Source organism: Streptomyces anulatus (assembly GCF_000721175.1).
Classification (GTDB): domain Bacteria; phylum Actinomycetota; class Actinomycetes; order Streptomycetales; family Streptomycetaceae; genus Streptomyces; species Streptomyces anulatus_C.
In genome coordinates this window covers 16,642-31,521 of sequence record NZ_JOEZ01000021.1, presented here as the reverse complement: position 1 = coordinate 31,521, position 14,880 = coordinate 16,642, and the positions used below count along the sequence as shown (strand labels likewise).

At 69.8% G+C, this 14,880-nt stretch carries 13 protein-coding genes and 1 pseudogene; 4 read left to right on the top strand and 10 right to left on the bottom strand.

Annotation, left to right across the window (positions count from 1 at the left end):
• Positions 1–25: 25 nt before the first annotated feature.
• The 3 genes from IG90_RS0123940 to IG90_RS0123930 form a co-directional block, all read right to left on the bottom strand.
• A complete protein-coding gene (locus IG90_RS0123940) occupies positions 26–634 on the bottom strand; it encodes a DUF6879 family protein (RefSeq protein ID WP_030588148.1) in 609 nt (202 codons plus the stop codon).
• Positions 627–896: a hypothetical protein gene (locus tag IG90_RS0123935; protein ID WP_030588146.1), complete on the bottom strand. Its 270-nt coding sequence runs from the start codon at positions 894–896 to the stop codon at positions 627–629. Before IG90_RS0123935 ends, IG90_RS0123940 begins: the two co-directional genes overlap by 8 nt.
• 464 nt (positions 897–1,360) lie before the next feature.
• Entirely contained in the window at positions 1,361–1,939 is a 579-nt protein-coding gene (locus IG90_RS0123930) for a TetR/AcrR family transcriptional regulator (protein WP_030588144.1), read from the bottom strand.
• 91 nt (positions 1,940–2,030) lie between these two features.
• Between IG90_RS0123930 and IG90_RS0123925 the strand changes: the two genes are divergently transcribed.
• Positions 2,031–2,477: an anthrone oxygenase family protein gene (locus IG90_RS0123925; protein ID WP_030588141.1), complete on the top strand. Its 447-nt coding sequence runs from the start codon at positions 2,031–2,033 to the stop codon at positions 2,475–2,477.
• Between the two features lie 175 nt (positions 2,478–2,652).
• On the opposite strand, the gene IG90_RS0123920 is transcribed toward IG90_RS0123925, so the two are convergent.
• Positions 2,653–3,342 (bottom strand): potassium channel family protein, encoded by a 690-nt coding sequence (locus tag IG90_RS0123920; protein WP_051860179.1) that lies wholly within the window; start codon positions 3,340–3,342, stop codon positions 2,653–2,655.
• Positions 3,335–4,678: a TrkH family potassium uptake protein gene (locus IG90_RS0123915; protein WP_233436049.1), complete on the bottom strand. Its 1,344-nt coding sequence runs from the start codon at positions 4,676–4,678 to the stop codon at positions 3,335–3,337. The genes IG90_RS0123920 and IG90_RS0123915 overlap by 8 nt, the downstream gene beginning before the upstream one ends.
• 206 nt (positions 4,679–4,884) lie before the next feature.
• Here IG90_RS0123915 and IG90_RS0123910 point away from each other — a divergent pair, with 206 nt between their 5' ends.
• Complete coding sequence (locus IG90_RS0123910; RefSeq protein ID WP_030588133.1) at positions 4,885–5,115, top strand: hypothetical protein; 231 nt, start codon at positions 4,885–4,887, stop codon at positions 5,113–5,115.
• Between the two features lie 75 nt (positions 5,116–5,190).
• On the opposite strand, the gene IG90_RS0123905 is transcribed toward IG90_RS0123910, so the two are convergent.
• Both IG90_RS0123905 and IG90_RS0123900 read right to left on the bottom strand, forming a co-directional pair.
• The gene (locus tag IG90_RS0123905) at positions 5,191–5,784 is read right to left on the bottom strand and encodes a DUF417 family protein (RefSeq protein WP_030588131.1); all 594 of its coding nucleotides are present in this window, start codon (positions 5,782–5,784) and stop codon (positions 5,191–5,193) included.
• A gap of 806 nt (positions 5,785–6,590) precedes the next feature.
• A complete protein-coding gene (locus IG90_RS0123900; RefSeq protein ID WP_030588128.1) occupies positions 6,591–8,018 on the bottom strand; it encodes a GH1 family beta-glucosidase in 1,428 nt (475 codons plus the stop codon).
• A 126-nt stretch (positions 8,019–8,144) separates the two neighbouring features.
• Here IG90_RS0123900 and IG90_RS0123895 point away from each other — a divergent pair.
• A pseudogene (locus tag IG90_RS0123895) lies at positions 8,145–8,348 on the top strand (helix-turn-helix domain-containing protein); the annotation flags it as partial.
• A gap of 79 nt (positions 8,349–8,427) precedes the next feature.
• On the opposite strand, the gene IG90_RS0123890 reads toward IG90_RS0123895, so the two are convergent.
• From IG90_RS0123890 to IG90_RS0123880, 3 genes are all read right to left on the bottom strand, one after another.
• Positions 8,428–9,345, bottom strand: coding sequence for a carbohydrate ABC transporter permease (locus IG90_RS0123890; RefSeq protein ID WP_030588122.1), 918 nt, complete (start codon positions 9,343–9,345; stop codon positions 8,428–8,430).
• Positions 9,342–10,262, bottom strand: a complete 921-nt coding sequence (locus IG90_RS0123885; protein WP_030588120.1) for a carbohydrate ABC transporter permease — start codon at positions 10,260–10,262, stop codon at positions 9,342–9,344. The genes IG90_RS0123890 and IG90_RS0123885 overlap by 4 nt, the downstream gene beginning before the upstream one ends.
• Positions 10,263–10,378: 116 nt before the next feature.
• Positions 10,379–11,683 carry an ABC transporter substrate-binding protein gene (locus tag IG90_RS0123880; RefSeq protein WP_030588117.1) on the bottom strand — a complete coding sequence of 435 codons (1,305 nt, stop codon included), beginning with the start codon at positions 11,681–11,683 and terminating at the stop codon, positions 10,379–10,381.
• A gap of 234 nt (positions 11,684–11,917) precedes the next feature.
• On the opposite strand from IG90_RS0123880, the gene IG90_RS0123875 reads away from it, so the two are divergent.
• Entirely contained in the window at positions 11,918–14,749 is a 2,832-nt protein-coding gene (locus IG90_RS0123875) for a glycosyl hydrolase (protein ID WP_030588114.1), read from the top strand.
• The last annotated feature ends 131 nt before the right edge of the window (positions 14,750–14,880 follow it).

Genomic DNA, 14,880 nt, shown 5'->3' with positions numbered 1-14,880 from the left:
GCTGCTGCGGTCAGCGTTCCCATCGTCAGCGGACGGTGGGCGGCTCAAGCGGCGCGATCTCCCGCTCGAAGAAGTCAGCGAACTCCTCGCCCTGGGTGTACAGGGCCTCGAACTCCATGGTCGTTTTCCTGACCTGGCCCGGGTCGGTGAAACGGCGTGCTCCTGAACCCTTCAGGTCGTCGTCGTACAGCACGACATACATCACCGAACTTCCCAGGATGACAACCTCGGGCACGTGCGCGTCACGTTCCAGGTCGGAGATCTTTCCTGCGTCCAGCACACGGATCTCTTCGCCCAGCTCCGACCTGAGCCGGAAGAGGTTCATCTCCCACTGCAGGTAGGGAGACACGGGAAACTCGATGACACGAAGTCTGCGGAAAACCAGGCCGCGTCGAGTGGCGTCCTGGAAGTACGCGGCGACCGATTCCCGCTCGTCCTCGATCAGCCGGAGGGCCCCGGCCCAGTCGCCGGAAGCGAAGGCCTCCCAACTGGGAGAACCCGGCTCCCTGAAGGTCTGACCGCGCTCGATCTTGGCGAGCAGGCTGATGCTGCTCTCGTAGACCCGGCTGAAGTCGGCAAGGTAGTCAGCCCTCTTGAGGACTTCGCCGGCACCGCTGCGGAAGCACTCAAACATGGGGGATGTCCGCCTTCGCTGCGATGAGCATCCTCCGGGGGATGACCACGAGGCGCTCATCGCGACTGATGGAGACCCCGTCGGGCAGGCGCGTCCCCAGGGAGTCGGTCAGGTCGCGTCCGATCACGGCGATGTCGCCGTTCTCCAACTCCCAGATATCCGGGCACTCGGGCCCGGTGCTGGTCGCGCCCAGCTCCAGTGCCGACTTTCCGAGACGTCTCTTGAAGCCAGTTTCAGGATCTGCTTCCCAGGGTCTGCCCATGCTGTCGCCCTTCTTCTGGCTGAGCGGGCCAACCTACCAGTGACGATCTGCTCAAGACCTGTGTCAAGTAGGGGATTTGGACTGTTGGAGTGAGTTGTATGGGGTCTGGTGTTCTGCCTGGGGAAGGATGTTCACCGGGCGCTTGTCGGGGCCCGGTCCTGCCACGCCACGCGGAGGCAGGACCGGTGAGGAACCGCAGCCGTCCCTGCTGACGCGGCTGTACGGGCGCGTCGATGAACGCGCACCAGGAGTTGGGGACCTGATTCGGGCACGTCCTGGCACGGTCTTCATGAAGCAGGGCTCTTGCGCGTGGGGATCGTGTTCCATGAAGAGGCTCATCGGCCATCACGTCCACTCTGCTGAGAACGCAACGAGTTCAACCTCGGAACCCCTGCGTGAAGCACTCGGGTTCGCAGCGAATGACCGAACAGGCGCAGCTGCTCAGAGTGTCCTGACTCCGCGTGTCAGAGCACGGCGAGCCGGTCCACCAGCAGTTCCACCCTCCGCTCGCTGTCCTCCGGCGGCAGCCGTCCCGCCCGGGTCAGGGTGGCCAGGCCGTGCAGGGCCGCCCAGAACAGCTCGGTGAACAGCCCCGGGTGGACGTCGTCACCGGCGACCTCGCCGAGAGTCTCCAGCAGGGCGGCGAAGGCGTCCTTGAGCGGCTCCGGGGTGGCCTCGTCGGCGAACGCCAGGCCGCCGTCGAGCTGGAACATGGCGTCGTAGACCGCCGGGTTGCGTGCGGCGAACTCCAGGTAGGCGCGGGCGAGGGCGGCGACCCGGGCGCGAGGGCCGTCCGTGGCCGAGGTCGCGGCGCGCAGTGCCGTTGCCATCTCGGCGGCGCCTTCGAGGGCGACGGCGCCGATGATCTCGCGCTTGCCGCGGAAGTGGCTGTAGAGGACGGGCTGGCTGTACTCGATGCGCTCGGCGAGCCGACGGGTGGTGACCGCTTCCCAGCCCTGCTGCTCGGCGAGTTCGCGGGCCGTCGCCACGATGAGCCGCTCGCGTCCCGCCCGTTCCCGCTCCTTGCGTTCCTGTACTGACATAAATCGATCCTAGCATTGCTAGACAATCGAGCGGCGGCAGCGCTAGCGTTGCATCAACATCTAGCGCCGCTAGATTCCAGGAGGGGTCATCATGCTCGACGCACTTGAGATCGTCACCACCGTGGTCGTCGGACTGCTGGTGGGGGTGGAGTTCTCCGTCGCCTTCGTCATCAACCGGATCCTCGACGCCCTGCCCGACGACAGCGCCCAGCTCGGCCGAAGCCACGGGGGCCGGATGCTCGGTGCCGTCATGCCGTTCTGGTACGTCGGCTCGCTCGCCCTGAGTGCGGTCTGGGCCGTCGCCGGACGGCACGAGGGCGGCAGCGCCCTGGTCGTCGCCGCGGGCGCGCTGCTGCTGCTCAGCGTGGTCATGTCGGTGCTGCTGCTCGTTCCGATCAACAACCTGGGCAAGACGTGGACCCCTGCGAACCGGCCCGAGGACTGGAAGGAGCAGATGAACCGCTGGGACCGCTACCACTACGTCCGCGTAGCCGTCCTCATCGCCGCCTTCACCGTGCTGGTCGCCGCCCTCGCCTGAGAGCCTGTCGGGTGACCTCTGATCGGGCGGCCACGCCCTGGCACGCACGCTTCCGGCGTTGCCGAGATGCCCTGGTAGCTCCGCTACGAGGGCATCTCGGCGCCTTGGGCCCGGGCAGGGTCGAACCCGCGCCGTCCGTGGTTCCGGACGGCGGCGTACCTGGGCGTGTGCCGGTCTACTGCAGTTCGCTGAAGCGCTCGGTCGCCCGGGTGCGTCCGGCCACGATGATCGTGTCCTCTGCTCTCACGACGGTTTCGGGTGTGGCGTAGGTGAAGCCTTCGCCGGGGCGCTTGATGGCCACGACGGTGACGCCGTGGCGGGAGCGGACGGCGGTGTCGGCCAGGGGCAGGCCGATGATGCCGGCGGGCGGTGCGGTTTTGACCATGGCGAAGTCGTCGTCGAACTCGATGTAGTCGAGCATGCGCCCCCGCACGAGGTGCGCGACGCGTTGGCCCATGTCATGTTCGGGATAGACGACGTGGTGGACGCCGAGCTGGGCGAGGATGCGGCCGTGGGCTTCGCTGATGGCCTTGGCCCAGACGCTCCTGATGCCGAAGGAGATCAGCAGCGAGGCGGTGAGGATGCTGGCTTCGAGGTCGGTGCCGATGGCGACGACGGCGCGGTCGAACTCGTGGACGCCCAGCTGGCGCAGGGCGTCCTCCTTGGTGGAATCGGCCCGCACGACATGGGTGAGGGAGCCGGCGAGGGACTGGACCACTTCGGCTTGCTCGTCGATGCCGAGGACTTCGGTGTCCTCGTCGACGAGTTCCAGGGCGAGCGCACGGCCGAAGCGGCCCAGGCCGATGACGACGACGGAGCTCTCCGGGCGCGTGCGCCGTTTCTTGGGGGCGGTCTTCCTAGCCAATGACGGGTCGCTCCTCGGGAAGGTCGTACAGGCGGACGCGGGTGCGCAGGGCCAGCGCGGACGCGACGGTGATGGGCCCGAGCCGTCCGATGAACATCAGCGCTATCAGCATGAGTTTCAGGCCGGCCGGGAGGTCGGCGGTGATGCCGGTGGACAGGCCGACGGTGGCGAAGGCCGAGGTGACCTCGAACAGCGACCGGTCCAGACTGTGGTCGGAGAAGACCATGAAGGCCACGGTGGTGGTGGCGACGGCGGCCACGGACAGCAGCACCACGGTCAGGGCCTGGCGCTGGAGGTCACCGTGCAGGCGGCGGTGGAAGATGGTGACCGCGCCTTCGCCGCGGATCTCCGCGTAAATGACGAAGAACAGCACGGCGAAGGTGGTGACCTTGATGCCGCCGGCGGTGCCGGCGCTGGCGCCGCCGATGAACATCAGCACGTCGGTGCCCAGCCAGCTCGCGGGGTTCATCTGAGCGGTGTCGAGGCTGTTGAACCCGGCGGTGCGCGGCATGACGCCCTGGAAGAATCCGGCCAGGAGTTTCCCGGGTACGTCGAGGGGCCCCAGGGTGGCTGGATTGGACCATTCGATCGCGGTGACGAAAGCGGATCCACCCACGAGGAAGACGCAGGAGGCCCACAGCACGATCTTGGTGTGCAGGGACCAGCCACGCGGCTTCCTGAACCGGCGGCGCAGCTCGAACAGCACGGGGAAACCCAGTCCGCCGGCGATGACCGCCAGCGCGATGGGCAGGCAGATCCACGGGTCGGTGACGAAACCCATCAGGCTGTCGGGGTACAGGGCGAACCCGGCGTTGTTGAAGGCCGAGATGGCGTGGAAGACGCCCAGCCAGAGTGCTCGTGGCCAGGGCTCGTCGTAGGCGATCGCGAACCGCATGGTCAGTGCCAGGGCGGTGACCGCTTCCAGCAGCAGGCTGACCTTGACCACGCCGACCACGACCGCGCGGACGTCACCGAGCCCGAGCGTCTTGGTCTCCGCGGCTGCCGTCATCCGCGCTTTGAGGCCGATGCGGTGGGAGACCAGGAGAACCAGCAGTGACGCGAAGGTCATGATGCCGAAGCCGCCCACCTGGATGAGCGCCAGAATCACGGCCTGCCCGAACCCGCTCCAGTAGCCGGGGGTGTCCACCACGATCAGACCGGTCACGCACACCGCGGATGTGGAGGTGAACAACGCCTCCAACGCGCCGGCGCCGCCCGGCCCCGCTTTGGCCACCGGCAGCATCAGCAGACCCGCCCCCGCCGCGACGGCCGAGGCGAAACCGGCCACCACCACCTGGGCCGGATGCCGGAGCAGCGGCCGCCGGCGCGTCACCACAACAAGTCCCCCGCTCTGCGGACAGGCGCATCGATTCTTCGCACGGGGAGACGATAGAGACCACGGGTGTCGTTCTCGACACCGGACCCTCCCTGCTGCCCCCGCCGGGTCCAGGATTGCTCCATGCGCTACCGGGCCGGCTCGCTCTCGTCGCTCGGCGCCGGGGACGGAAACCCTGCGCGGACCAGGAGCGCCGCACTGGAACTATGAGACGGATCACAGCCGTAGTCACCACGATCTACCTCGGCGCCGTCGAACGATCCGAGGGGACCGGCGCCGGCCGGGCGACCGCCCTCACCGACGGCTACTCCGCGGTGTTCCTCGCCACCGCCGTCACCCTGGTGGTCGCGGCGGTCATCGCAGCGACCATGCTCCGCGGCCCTCGCCCCGCAGACACCCCGCGACAGCTCGCCGAGGTGCCGGCCCACGTCGGTTGACCGGTGCCGGTGATGTCGCTGGTGCTGGTGATGCTGCCGCCCCGGCCGGAGCGGTCCGGGGCGGCAGCGCTCCACTCATCCGGCCGTCGTCCGGTCCGCCCCGTCCGGACGCCGTGACGACTTGGACCCGCGTCCCCACGCGTCCGCGGCCACGACCAGGCACACCGCCACCATGACCACGTTCTTGACGACGTACTGCCCCTCCATCGTCGGGGCGGGCGAGTGGGGCTGCCACATCGCGTCGGGGAGGAGGAAGAGGGTCGAGAACACGCCGCCCATGTGGAGGAAGAACGCGACGAGGGCGGGACGCAACAGGCGGCGGCCGACGATGAGACCGATGCCGATGGCCGTCTCCAGTGCGGCGAGGGAGAGCAGCAGGACCGTCTCCGGTACGAGGCCCAGGGTCATCTTCGTCGCCGCTTCGACGGCCAGTTGCTCCGCGGGGCTGGCCGAGGGGAACAGCTTCAGGACGCCGAAGCCGACGAAGACGATGCCGACCGTCCCCCTCAGCAGGACGAGGGCGCGCTTGTCGACGTGGACGGCCAGCCGCTGGAGGGCTCGCGCATCGGGTGCCGGGTGGTGCTCGCGGCCGAAACCGGCCTGGTGGGCCCGGGGTCCGGGTGAGTTGCCGGGCGGGGGCAGGCCCGGTTCGGCGGTGTGGCTCCTCATGTCGGTCTCCCGCTGTGTCCGTGGGGGTGGGAAAGCGTGCATGGGCGGCCCGCGCGGGTACGCGGGCGCCTGTGGGGCAGGTGCGGGAAGCATCGGATCTGTCGCTTCGGCGCACGGGGCGACGGGGCTTCTCGCTCGGGCCCGCTCCTGGGGCGGTGGTCAGCCGCAGCCGGCGATCCGCGGTGCACGGGACGCCGGCTGCGGTTCTGGGGATGGGAGGTCTGACGCGCCCGGCCGGGTACGTGGGCGCGGCAGGGGCGGCGCTTCTCCGCCACCGCCGACCGCCGCTCACTGCTTGGTCTAGACCATACGGGCGGGGGTCCGGAGGTCAAGAGGCCTGCGGAGCGGCCCGTGCCGGAGGGGACGCATTCGCGCCAAGTTGCAGCGGGGTGAAGGGCGTTGGGTGCGGTGCGGTGGATCGTGCGGCGACCGGTGGCGTCCTCGTCGGGTCCCGCGGGCCGTCATCCGGCTCACCGGCCCCGCCGGGTTCCTCCCCGCCCCTCGGCTGAGCAGCCCCGTTCCGCCGATGCCGGGGCCGGGTGTCTCGGGGGCGTACGCCGGCCGCCACTTCCAACGGCCGCTTCGGGCCATGTGGGCGACCTGTCGCCCACCGGGCTCGTTACTCGTCGGTGCGGGGGGTGCCACCGGTGATTCATCCGGCCGAAAGCAGCCTGACCGATTCCGGGAGGAAGCGCGCATCGCCCGTATGGTGCGGCCGGGTTCGTTCCGGGCTCGTGCCGGGCATGCGTCGGGGCCCCGGGGTGCGCGCCCCGGGGCCCCGACGGAGCCGTAAGCCGGTCACCCGGTCACCGGCCTTCCAGCCCTCCCCGCCCGATGACCTCCGCGTACCACCGCGCACTGTCCTTCACCGTGCGGCGCTGCGACGCGAAGTCGACGTGCACGATGCCGAACCGCTTGCTGTACCCGTACGCCCACTCGAAGTTGTCCAGCAGCGACCACAGGAAGTACCCGCGTACGTCCACCCCGTCCGCGATCGCCCGGTGCACCGCCGTCAGATGAGCGTCCAGGTACGCCACCCGCTCCGGGTCGTGGACCTCGCCCTCCGGGTCGGCGTAGTCGTCGTACGCGGCCCCGTTCTCCGTCACCAGCAGCGGCAGGGCGGGGAGTTCGTCGCGGAGGCGGGTCAGCAGCTCGTACAGGCCGTCGGCGTCGACCGGCCAGTCCATCGCCGTGCGCGGGCCGGCCGCCGGGGTGAACGCCACATGCTGCTCGGCGCCCGCCCACGGCGACGGGGACTCCGACGTGCCCGCCGAGACCACTGTGGGGGAGTAGTAGTTGATGCCCAGCGAGTCGATCGGGGTGGACGTCACCTCCAGGTCACCGTCCTTCACGAACGACCAGTCCGTCACCGCCGCCGTGTCCTCGACGAGGTCCTGCGGCAGCCGGCCGTGGAAGACCGGGTCGAGGAAGATCCGGTTCGCCACCGCGTCGATCCGGCGCACCGCGTCCCGGTCCGCCGCCGTGTCCGTCAGCGGGCGCAGCGCGTGGAGGTTCAGGGTGAGGGAGATCTCGGCGGTGTCCGGCAGACCCTCACGCAGGACCTGGGCTCCCGCGCCGTGCGCCAGGTTCAGGTGGTGGGCGGCGCGCAGGGCGGCGAGGTCGCTGGTCCGGCCGGGGGCGTGGACCCCGTTCCCGTAGCCGAGAAACGCCGCGCACCAGGGCTCGTTGAGCGTCGTCCAGGTCTCCACCCGGTCGCCCAGCGCCCCCGCCACCAGGCCCGCGTACTCCGCGAACCGCTGTGCCGTGTCCCGCTCCGGCCAGCCGCCCGCGTCCTCCAGCTCCTGCGGCAGGTCCCAGTGGTAGAGCGTGGCGACCGGCCTGATGCCGGCTCCCAGCAGCTCGTCCACCAGGCGGCGGTAGAAGTCCAGGCCGCGCTCCACGGCCGGGCCCCGGCCCGTCGGCTGGACCCGGGGCCAGGACACGGAGAACCGGTAGTCCGTGACGCCCAGTTCCTTCATCAGGCGTACGTCGTCCGGCATCCGATGCAGGTGGTCGGCGGCGATGTCACCGGTGTCGCCGTTGCGGACCTTGCCGGGGAGGCGGCTGAAGGTGTCCCAGATCGACGGGGTACGGCCGTCCTCGGTGGCAGCCCCCTCGATCTGGTAGGCGGCGGTGGCCGTGCCCCAGCGGAATCCGGTGGGGAAGCGGAGCCCCGCCCCGGTCTCGGGGCCGACGCCTGCGGAGGTCGCCGGGCGGGCATCGACAGCGGTCATCTTTTCCTCCTGTGTGGATACCCCGCGCTTTGGCTCGGGGAGGAAACACTGCTCCTGCGGAGCAGGGATACGAGCTGGGATTCGCCGCCAGGGCGGATCGCAGTGCTGTGACCCGCAGGTTTGCCGGTGAGCGTGACCGTGAGCCAGGTGAAGCGGGCGTTCACGTACCGCTTCTGTCCGACCGATGCGCAGGCAGCGGAGCTGTCGCGCCCGTTCGGGTGCGCTCGGAAGGTCTACAACCTGGCGCTCGCCGCGCGGTCGGAGGCGTGGACGCTCCGTCGGGAGCGGGTCGACTGCAACGCCACCTCCGCGATGCTCACCTCGTGGAAGTAGACCGAGGAACCGGCTTTCCGTACGGCGTGATGGCGGAGGCGTACGGAGGGAGGCCGGGGCGTGAGGCGGACGGGCCTCAGCCCTTCACCGCGCCCTGCATGATGCCGCCGACGATCTGCCGGCCCAGCAGGCCGAAGACGAGCAGCACCGGCAGCGTGCCGAGCAGCGTGCCGGCCATGATCACCGACTGGTCGTTGACGTAGCCGCCGCCGAGCTGACGCAGCGCGACCTGCACGGTCGGCTCCTGCGAGGAGAGCGCGATGATCGGCCAGAAGAAGTCGTTCCACGCCGTCATGAACGTGAGCATCCCGAGCACCGCCATCCCCGGCCGCGCGATCGGGATCACGATCGACCAGAAGATCCGCGCCGTCGACGCCCCGTCCACCCGGGCCGCCTCGATCAGCTCGTCCGGCAGCGACTGCACCAGGTACTGGCGCATGAAGAAGACGCCGAACGCCGAGACCAGACCCGGCAGGATCACCGCCTGCAGCTGGTTCACCCACTGGAGTTCGGCGATCAGCATGAACAGCGGGATCACACCGAGCTGCGGCGGGATCATCATCGTCCCGATCGTCAGCGTCAGCAGCGCGCCCCGGCCCCGGAACTTCAGCTTGGCGAAGGCGAATCCGGCCAGCGTGCAGCACAGGACCGTGCCGAGCGTGATGGACCCCGACACGATCAGCGAGTTCAGCAGCGCCTTGCCGATGTCCGCCTCTTCGAGGACGGCGTCGAAGTTCCTGATCAGGTTCGGGCCCGGCAGCAGGCTCGGCGGCACCTGCGCCAGGTCGGCGTTGGACCGGCTGGCCGCGACGATCGTCCAGTAGAACGGGAACGCCGAGATGAGCAGGGCGAAGCCGAGGATCACGTACGAGAGCCAGCCGCCCTTCATCGTCCGGCCGGCCCCGCCGCCCCCCTTGCGTGCCCGCCGGCGGGGCGGGTCCTGCGGCGGGCGGCCCTTCCCGGGCGCGGTCGGCGGTGCGGCGAGCGCGGTCATCGGCCGGCCTCCTTGCGTGCACGGCGGCGCGCGATCAGGGCGTTGGCCCCGACGAGCACCACGATCAGGACGAACATCACCCAGGCGATGGCCGCGGCCCGGCCCAGGTGGAAGAAGCCCCAGCCCTGCTCGTACATGTACAGGCCGAGGGTCTGGTACTGGTGCGAGATACCGCCGGAGATCGACCCCTCGAACAGCAGCGGCTCACCGAAGAGCTGGGTCGCCCCGATGGTCGAGATGATGACCGTGAAGACGATGGTGGGGCGCAGGCCGGGCAGCGTCACGTGGATGAACTGGCGCCAGCGTGACGCCCCGTCCATCTCCGCCGCCTCGTACAGCTCGTGCGGGATCGACTGCATGCCCGCCAGGTAGATCAGCGCGTTGTACCCCGTCCATCTCCAGATCACGATGGTCGATACGGCGATCTGCGAGGCGACCGTCCCCGTCTGCCAGTCCACCGGGTCGAGGCCGACCAGCCCGATCACGTAGTTGATCAGCCCGAAGTCGCGGCCGAAGAGCTGCGCGAAGACGAGCGTGGCTGCGGCGACGGACGTCGCGTACGGGAGCAGGATCGCGGTCCTGATGAACGTCCGGCCGCGGAGTCTGTAGTTGAGCAGGTGGGCGAGGCCCAGCGCCATCGCCAGCTGCGGGACCGTCGACAGCACGCCGATGGTGAACGTGTTGCGCAGCGAGATCCAGAAGTACTCGTCGGTGAACAGCGCCGTGTAGTTGGCGATGCCCCGCCACTCCATCTCGCCGCTCGTCTGGAGCTCGACCCGGTAGAGCGAGACGAACGCCGTGTAGAGGAGCGGGAAGAGCCCGAAGGCCAGGAACAGGGTGAAGAAGGGGGCGATATAGGCGTACGGGGAGGCCTTGCGCCAGGTGCGCCGGAGGGACGGAGTGGCGGGGGGCGCCAGGGGTACGGGGGGCGGACTGGCGGGGGAGCCAGGGGTACGGGGGCCGGGGCCGGCCCATCCGCTGTGCGCGGGCGGACCGGCCCCTGCGAGGAGGGGAGGAGGGAAACGGAGCGGCGTCAGCCGATCACGTTGTCCACGCCCTTCTTCGCCGTCTGCCACGCCTTGTCCGACGACGTCCCCTTGCGCTCGACCTCGCTCAGCGCGTTCGTGATCTGCTGCATCACGTTCTGGTCGTGCACACCCAGCACCTGGACCGGGGACTCCTTGGCCGCGTCACCGAAGATCTGGCCGATCGGGGCGCCCGAGAAGTACTCGTCCTCGGCGTCCGCGATCGTCTCGATGGCACCGGTCGAGGACGGGAAGTTGCCCTGCTTCTGGAAGACCTTCGCCTGCTGCTCGGGGGCGGTCAGCCACTCGATGAGCGCGTACGCCTCCTTCTTGTGCTTGGCCGCACGCGGGATGGAGAGGTACGAGCCGCCCCAGTTCCCCGCCCCGCCGGGCAGCTTGGCGATGTCCCACTTGCCCTTGCCGGCCTCGCCTGCCTGGCCCTTGACGTAGCCGAGCATCCAGGCCGGGCACGGGATCGTCGCGAACGAACCGGCCGCGAACGCCTGGTTCCACTGCGGGGACCACTGGTCGAGCTTGGCGCTCAGGCCCGCCTCGGCCGCCTCCACGGAGGTGTCCCAGGCCTCCTTGACCGCCGGGTTCTTCTCGTAGATCAGCTCGCCGGAGGCGTCGTAGTACCGCTCCTTCTCCTGGCCGATCATGATCCCGTAGAGCGAGCCGACGCTGTCCAGCCAGGCGCTCTTGGCGGGGGCCTTCTTCTTGTACTGCTTGCCCAGCTCCAGGTAGCCGTCCCACGTGGCCCACTTCTTCGCGAGCTCCTCGCGGTCCGTGGGCAGCCCGGCCTGCTTGAAGAGGTCGGTGCGGTAGCACATCGCCTCGGGGCCGACGTCCGTGCCGAGGCCGAGGATCCTGCCGTCCTTGGTGGTCGCCGCCGACCACTTGGCCTCGGCGAACTCGTCCTTGAGCTTGTCGGCCCCGAACTCCTTCAGGTCCTGGAACTTGTCGGCCTGCTGCTGGGTGACCGACGCGATGCGGCCCACCTCGACGCCCTGCACGTCCGCGAGACCGCCGCCGCCCGCGAGCCGGGTCTGGAGCGACTTCCAGTAGTCCGCCTCGTCCTGGGTGTCGCTCTGCTTGATCGTCACGTTCGGGTTGAGCTTCTGGTACTCCTCGTACAGCCCGGCCTCCTCGTAGCCGAAGGATCCGAAGATGTCGACGGTGAGCGTGACCTTTCCGCCCGCGCTGTCGGAGGAGTCCGACGAGTCGCTGGATCCGCAGGCGGCGAGGAGGGCCCCGGCGAGGACGACCGCGCCGAGGCGGGCGGTGGCTCTCTTGGCGGCTAGGGCGATGGGCATGGGAAGCCTCCCTTGGCTTCGGGATGAACCGAGCGCCTTGAGAGCGCTCTCAAAACCTGCGTCTGGAGCGTCCCCCACCTCTCTCGCCCCGTCAAGACTCGAACGCATAACGGCTTGGGTCACGCGCAACGCCCGTCCAACTGCCTTCCGTGTCCGTTCCCTTGACACTCACGTTTCAGGAGTTTTACGTTCCTTGACACTTGAGAGCGCTCTCGAAGGCGCTCTTCGCCCCCCATGATCGAGGTGCTGCTCGTGCGAACCTCCCTCTCCGGACTCTTCTCCAGAGTCACCCCCAGGCCCGCCGCGGCGACGCTCCTCGCCATCGCCGTGGCCGCCGTGGGCCTGGGCCCCGCCGCGTCGCCCGCTGCCGCCGCCACCATCCCCGCCGGCGCCGGCAGCTACACCGACACCCGCCCCGCCGGTACGTCGGGCCCGACCACCAACACCGGCGCCCCCGTCACCCCCAAGCTCACCACCGCCGCACGGGACAAGCCGGTCCCGACCAACGACTGGTGGTCCTCGCTCGCCTACCAGCGCTACGGCGACAACCCGTACAGCACCCCCATGTACGGCCACCCCCTCACCTACCAGGCGACCTCCGGCGGACTGGAGGTCGGCTACCCGACCACGCCCGCGATCGTCGGCGACGGCCGGCAGTACGAGTACGCCCACAAGGCCGACCTGACCGTCGGCCTCAGCGGCCTGAACTCTCCCGACACCAAGGCCGACGCCTGGTCCGACTGGACGGTCACGCCCTACTGGGCCGACGGCTCCCGCACCTTCCGGGCCACCATCGGCCACGGCATGCCCTTCGTGTACGCCAAGGGCTCCGGCGGCGACGCCCGCATCACGACCGCCTCCGCGCCCACGGTCTTCTCGGACGACGGCAACGTCCTCGGCATCACCGTCGCCGGGCACCACTACGCCCTCTTCGCGCCCACCGGCAGCGACTGGAACATCTCCGGCTCCACGATCACCGCGGGTCTCGGCGGGAAGGACTACTTCTCGCTCGCCGTGCTGCCCTCCACGGACGCGCTCGCGACCTACCGGAAGTACGCCTTCAGCTTCGTCACCGGCTCCCAGGTGGCCTGGCAGTCCACCGGCGGCACGGTGAAGGCGACCTACAGCCTGACGACCGAGGCCAAGGAGGGCACCGAGCGCGGCACGCTCCAGGCCCTCTACCGCCACCAGTGGCTGCACACCACCGACGCGCTGACCCCGTACACGTACGTCTCGCCGCGCGGCACGATGAAGGTGCGCGAGTCCGCGTCCTTCAGCACCAGCCAGAAGAGCAACGGCGTCGTGCCCGCGCTGCCCGCATCCAGCGGCGTCGACAAGGCCCGGCTGACGGGTTATCTCGACGAGGTCGCGAACGCCTCCGACCCGTTCTCGGGGGCCTCGGACACCTACTGGACCGGCAAGGCGCTCGGCCGCCTCGCCCAGTTGGTGCCCGTCGCCGACCAGATCGGCGAGACCGCCACCCGCGACAAGCTCCTCGGCCTGATGAAGGGCCGGCTGCAGGAGTGGTTCACGGCGGGCGGGGCCAGTGAGTTCAGCTACGACAAGGACTGGAAGACCCTCACCGGCTACCCGGCCTCGTACGGCAGCGACACCGAGCTCAACGACCACCACTTCCACTACAGCTACTACGTCTACGCGGCGGCGATCATCGCCCAGTACGACCAGGCCTGGGCCGCCGACCCGGCCTGGGGCACGATGGTCAAGCACCTGATCCGCGACGCCGCCAACCCCAGCCGCACCGACTCCGCCTACCCCTTCCTGCGCGGCTTCGACGTCTACGCGGGCCACAGCTGGGCCTCCGGCCACCAGGGCTTCGCGGCGGGCAACAACCAGGAGTCGTCCTCGGAGTCCGTCAACCTCAGCGCGGGGCTCGTCCTCTGGGGCGCGGCGACCGGCGACACCTCCCTCCGCGACCTCGGCAGCTTCCTGCTGACGACGGAGTCGGAGGCCATCACGCAGTACTGGTTCGACGCCTCGCAGCAGGTCTTCCCCGCCTCCTTCGGCCATGACACGGTCGGCATGGTCTGGGGCAGCGGCGGCGCGTACTCCACCTGGTGGACCGCGAACCCGGAGGAGATCCACGGCATCAACGTCCTCCCGGTGACCGGCGGTTCACTCCACCTGGCCCGCGAGAAGGCGGCCATCAAGCGGAACATCGCCGAGATGGAGCGCGAGAACGGCGGGCCCGCCCAGGAGTGGCGCGACCTGCTCTGGGAGTTCGAGTCGCTGTCCGACCCGGCGGCGGCGAAGGCCAAGTGGGACGGGGCGAACGGGAACTACGAGCCGGAGCAGGGCGAGTCCAGGGCGCACACCTACCACTGGATCAACACCCTGAACACGGTCGGCGCGCCCGACATGACGGTCAGCGGCGACCTGCCCACCTCCGCCGTCTTCTCGAAGGACGGCACCCGCACCTACACCGCCCACAACCACGGCTCCACCGCCCGTACGGTCACCTTCTCCGACGGCAAGACCCTTCCCGTACCGGCCCGTTCGGCGGCCACGAGTACGGGGCCCGGCGGCGGCGACCCCGACCCGGAGGAGCCCGGGGAGCCGGACCCGTCCACCGGCAACACCTTCCGCCTCAAGACCGGCGGCGTCCTCACCACGTCCACCACCGGACCGGCCGGCGCGGACACCATCGCCTCGGCCGACGGTGTGAACCGGGACGGCACCCCGTACCGCCCGACCGTCTACGAGGTGAGGCAGGTCGACGGCAAGGTCTCCGCCGGGGCCGCCACCGCGTTCCGCCTCCGGGTGGACGCGGGCACCAAGGTCGGGCTCGCCCCACAGGTCAGGGTCAGCTACGACCTCACCGGCGACGGCACGTTCGACCGGGCCGAGACCTTCCGCTACTTCGCGACCGACCCGGTCGCGGGCTGGGAGGAGTACACACAGGCGGCCGGCGCGCGGACGACCACCGGGAGCCTGGGCGAACTCAGGAACGGCACGGTCCGGCTGGAGATCTGGAACGCGCTCGGCAACGGCACGTCCCAGGTGCAGACCGGCACGGACGCGGCGGTCCTGAGGATCCCGTACGTGTGAGCAGGACGCACAGTCCTGTAAGCGCAGGGCGCGGACGCGGAGGACATCTGCGTACAGGACACCTACGTGCTGAGCGCCCGCGTGCAGGGCGCTGACGTAAGGGCGTGATCCGTGCGGCGGGTCTCCGGCTC

Coding starts and splice junctions, on each gene's coding strand:
- IG90_RS0123935 (WP_030588146.1), bottom strand. CDS start 896: ATGGGCAGACCCTGGGAAGCAGATCCTGAAACTGGCTTCAAGAGACGT.
- IG90_RS0123940 (WP_030588148.1), bottom strand. CDS start 634: ATGTTTGAGTGCTTCCGCAGCGGTGCCGGCGAAGTCCTCAAGAGGGCT.
- IG90_RS0123875 (WP_030588114.1), top strand. CDS start 11,918: ATGATCGAGGTGCTGCTCGTGCGAACCTCCCTCTCCGGACTCTTCTCC.
- IG90_RS0123890 (WP_030588122.1), bottom strand. CDS start 9,345: ATGACCGCGCTCGCCGCACCGCCGACCGCGCCCGGGAAGGGCCGCCCG.
- IG90_RS0123880 (WP_030588117.1), bottom strand. CDS start 11,683: ATGCCCATCGCCCTAGCCGCCAAGAGAGCCACCGCCCGCCTCGGCGCG.
- IG90_RS0123910 (WP_030588133.1), top strand. CDS start 4,885: ATGAGACGGATCACAGCCGTAGTCACCACGATCTACCTCGGCGCCGTC.
- IG90_RS0123905 (WP_030588131.1), bottom strand. CDS start 5,784: ATGAGGAGCCACACCGCCGAACCGGGCCTGCCCCCGCCCGGCAACTCA.
- IG90_RS0123930 (WP_030588144.1), bottom strand. CDS start 1,939: ATGTCAGTACAGGAACGCAAGGAGCGGGAACGGGCGGGACGCGAGCGG.
- IG90_RS0123900 (WP_030588128.1), bottom strand. CDS start 8,018: ATGACCGCTGTCGATGCCCGCCCGGCGACCTCCGCAGGCGTCGGCCCC.
- IG90_RS0123925 (WP_030588141.1), top strand. CDS start 2,031: ATGCTCGACGCACTTGAGATCGTCACCACCGTGGTCGTCGGACTGCTG.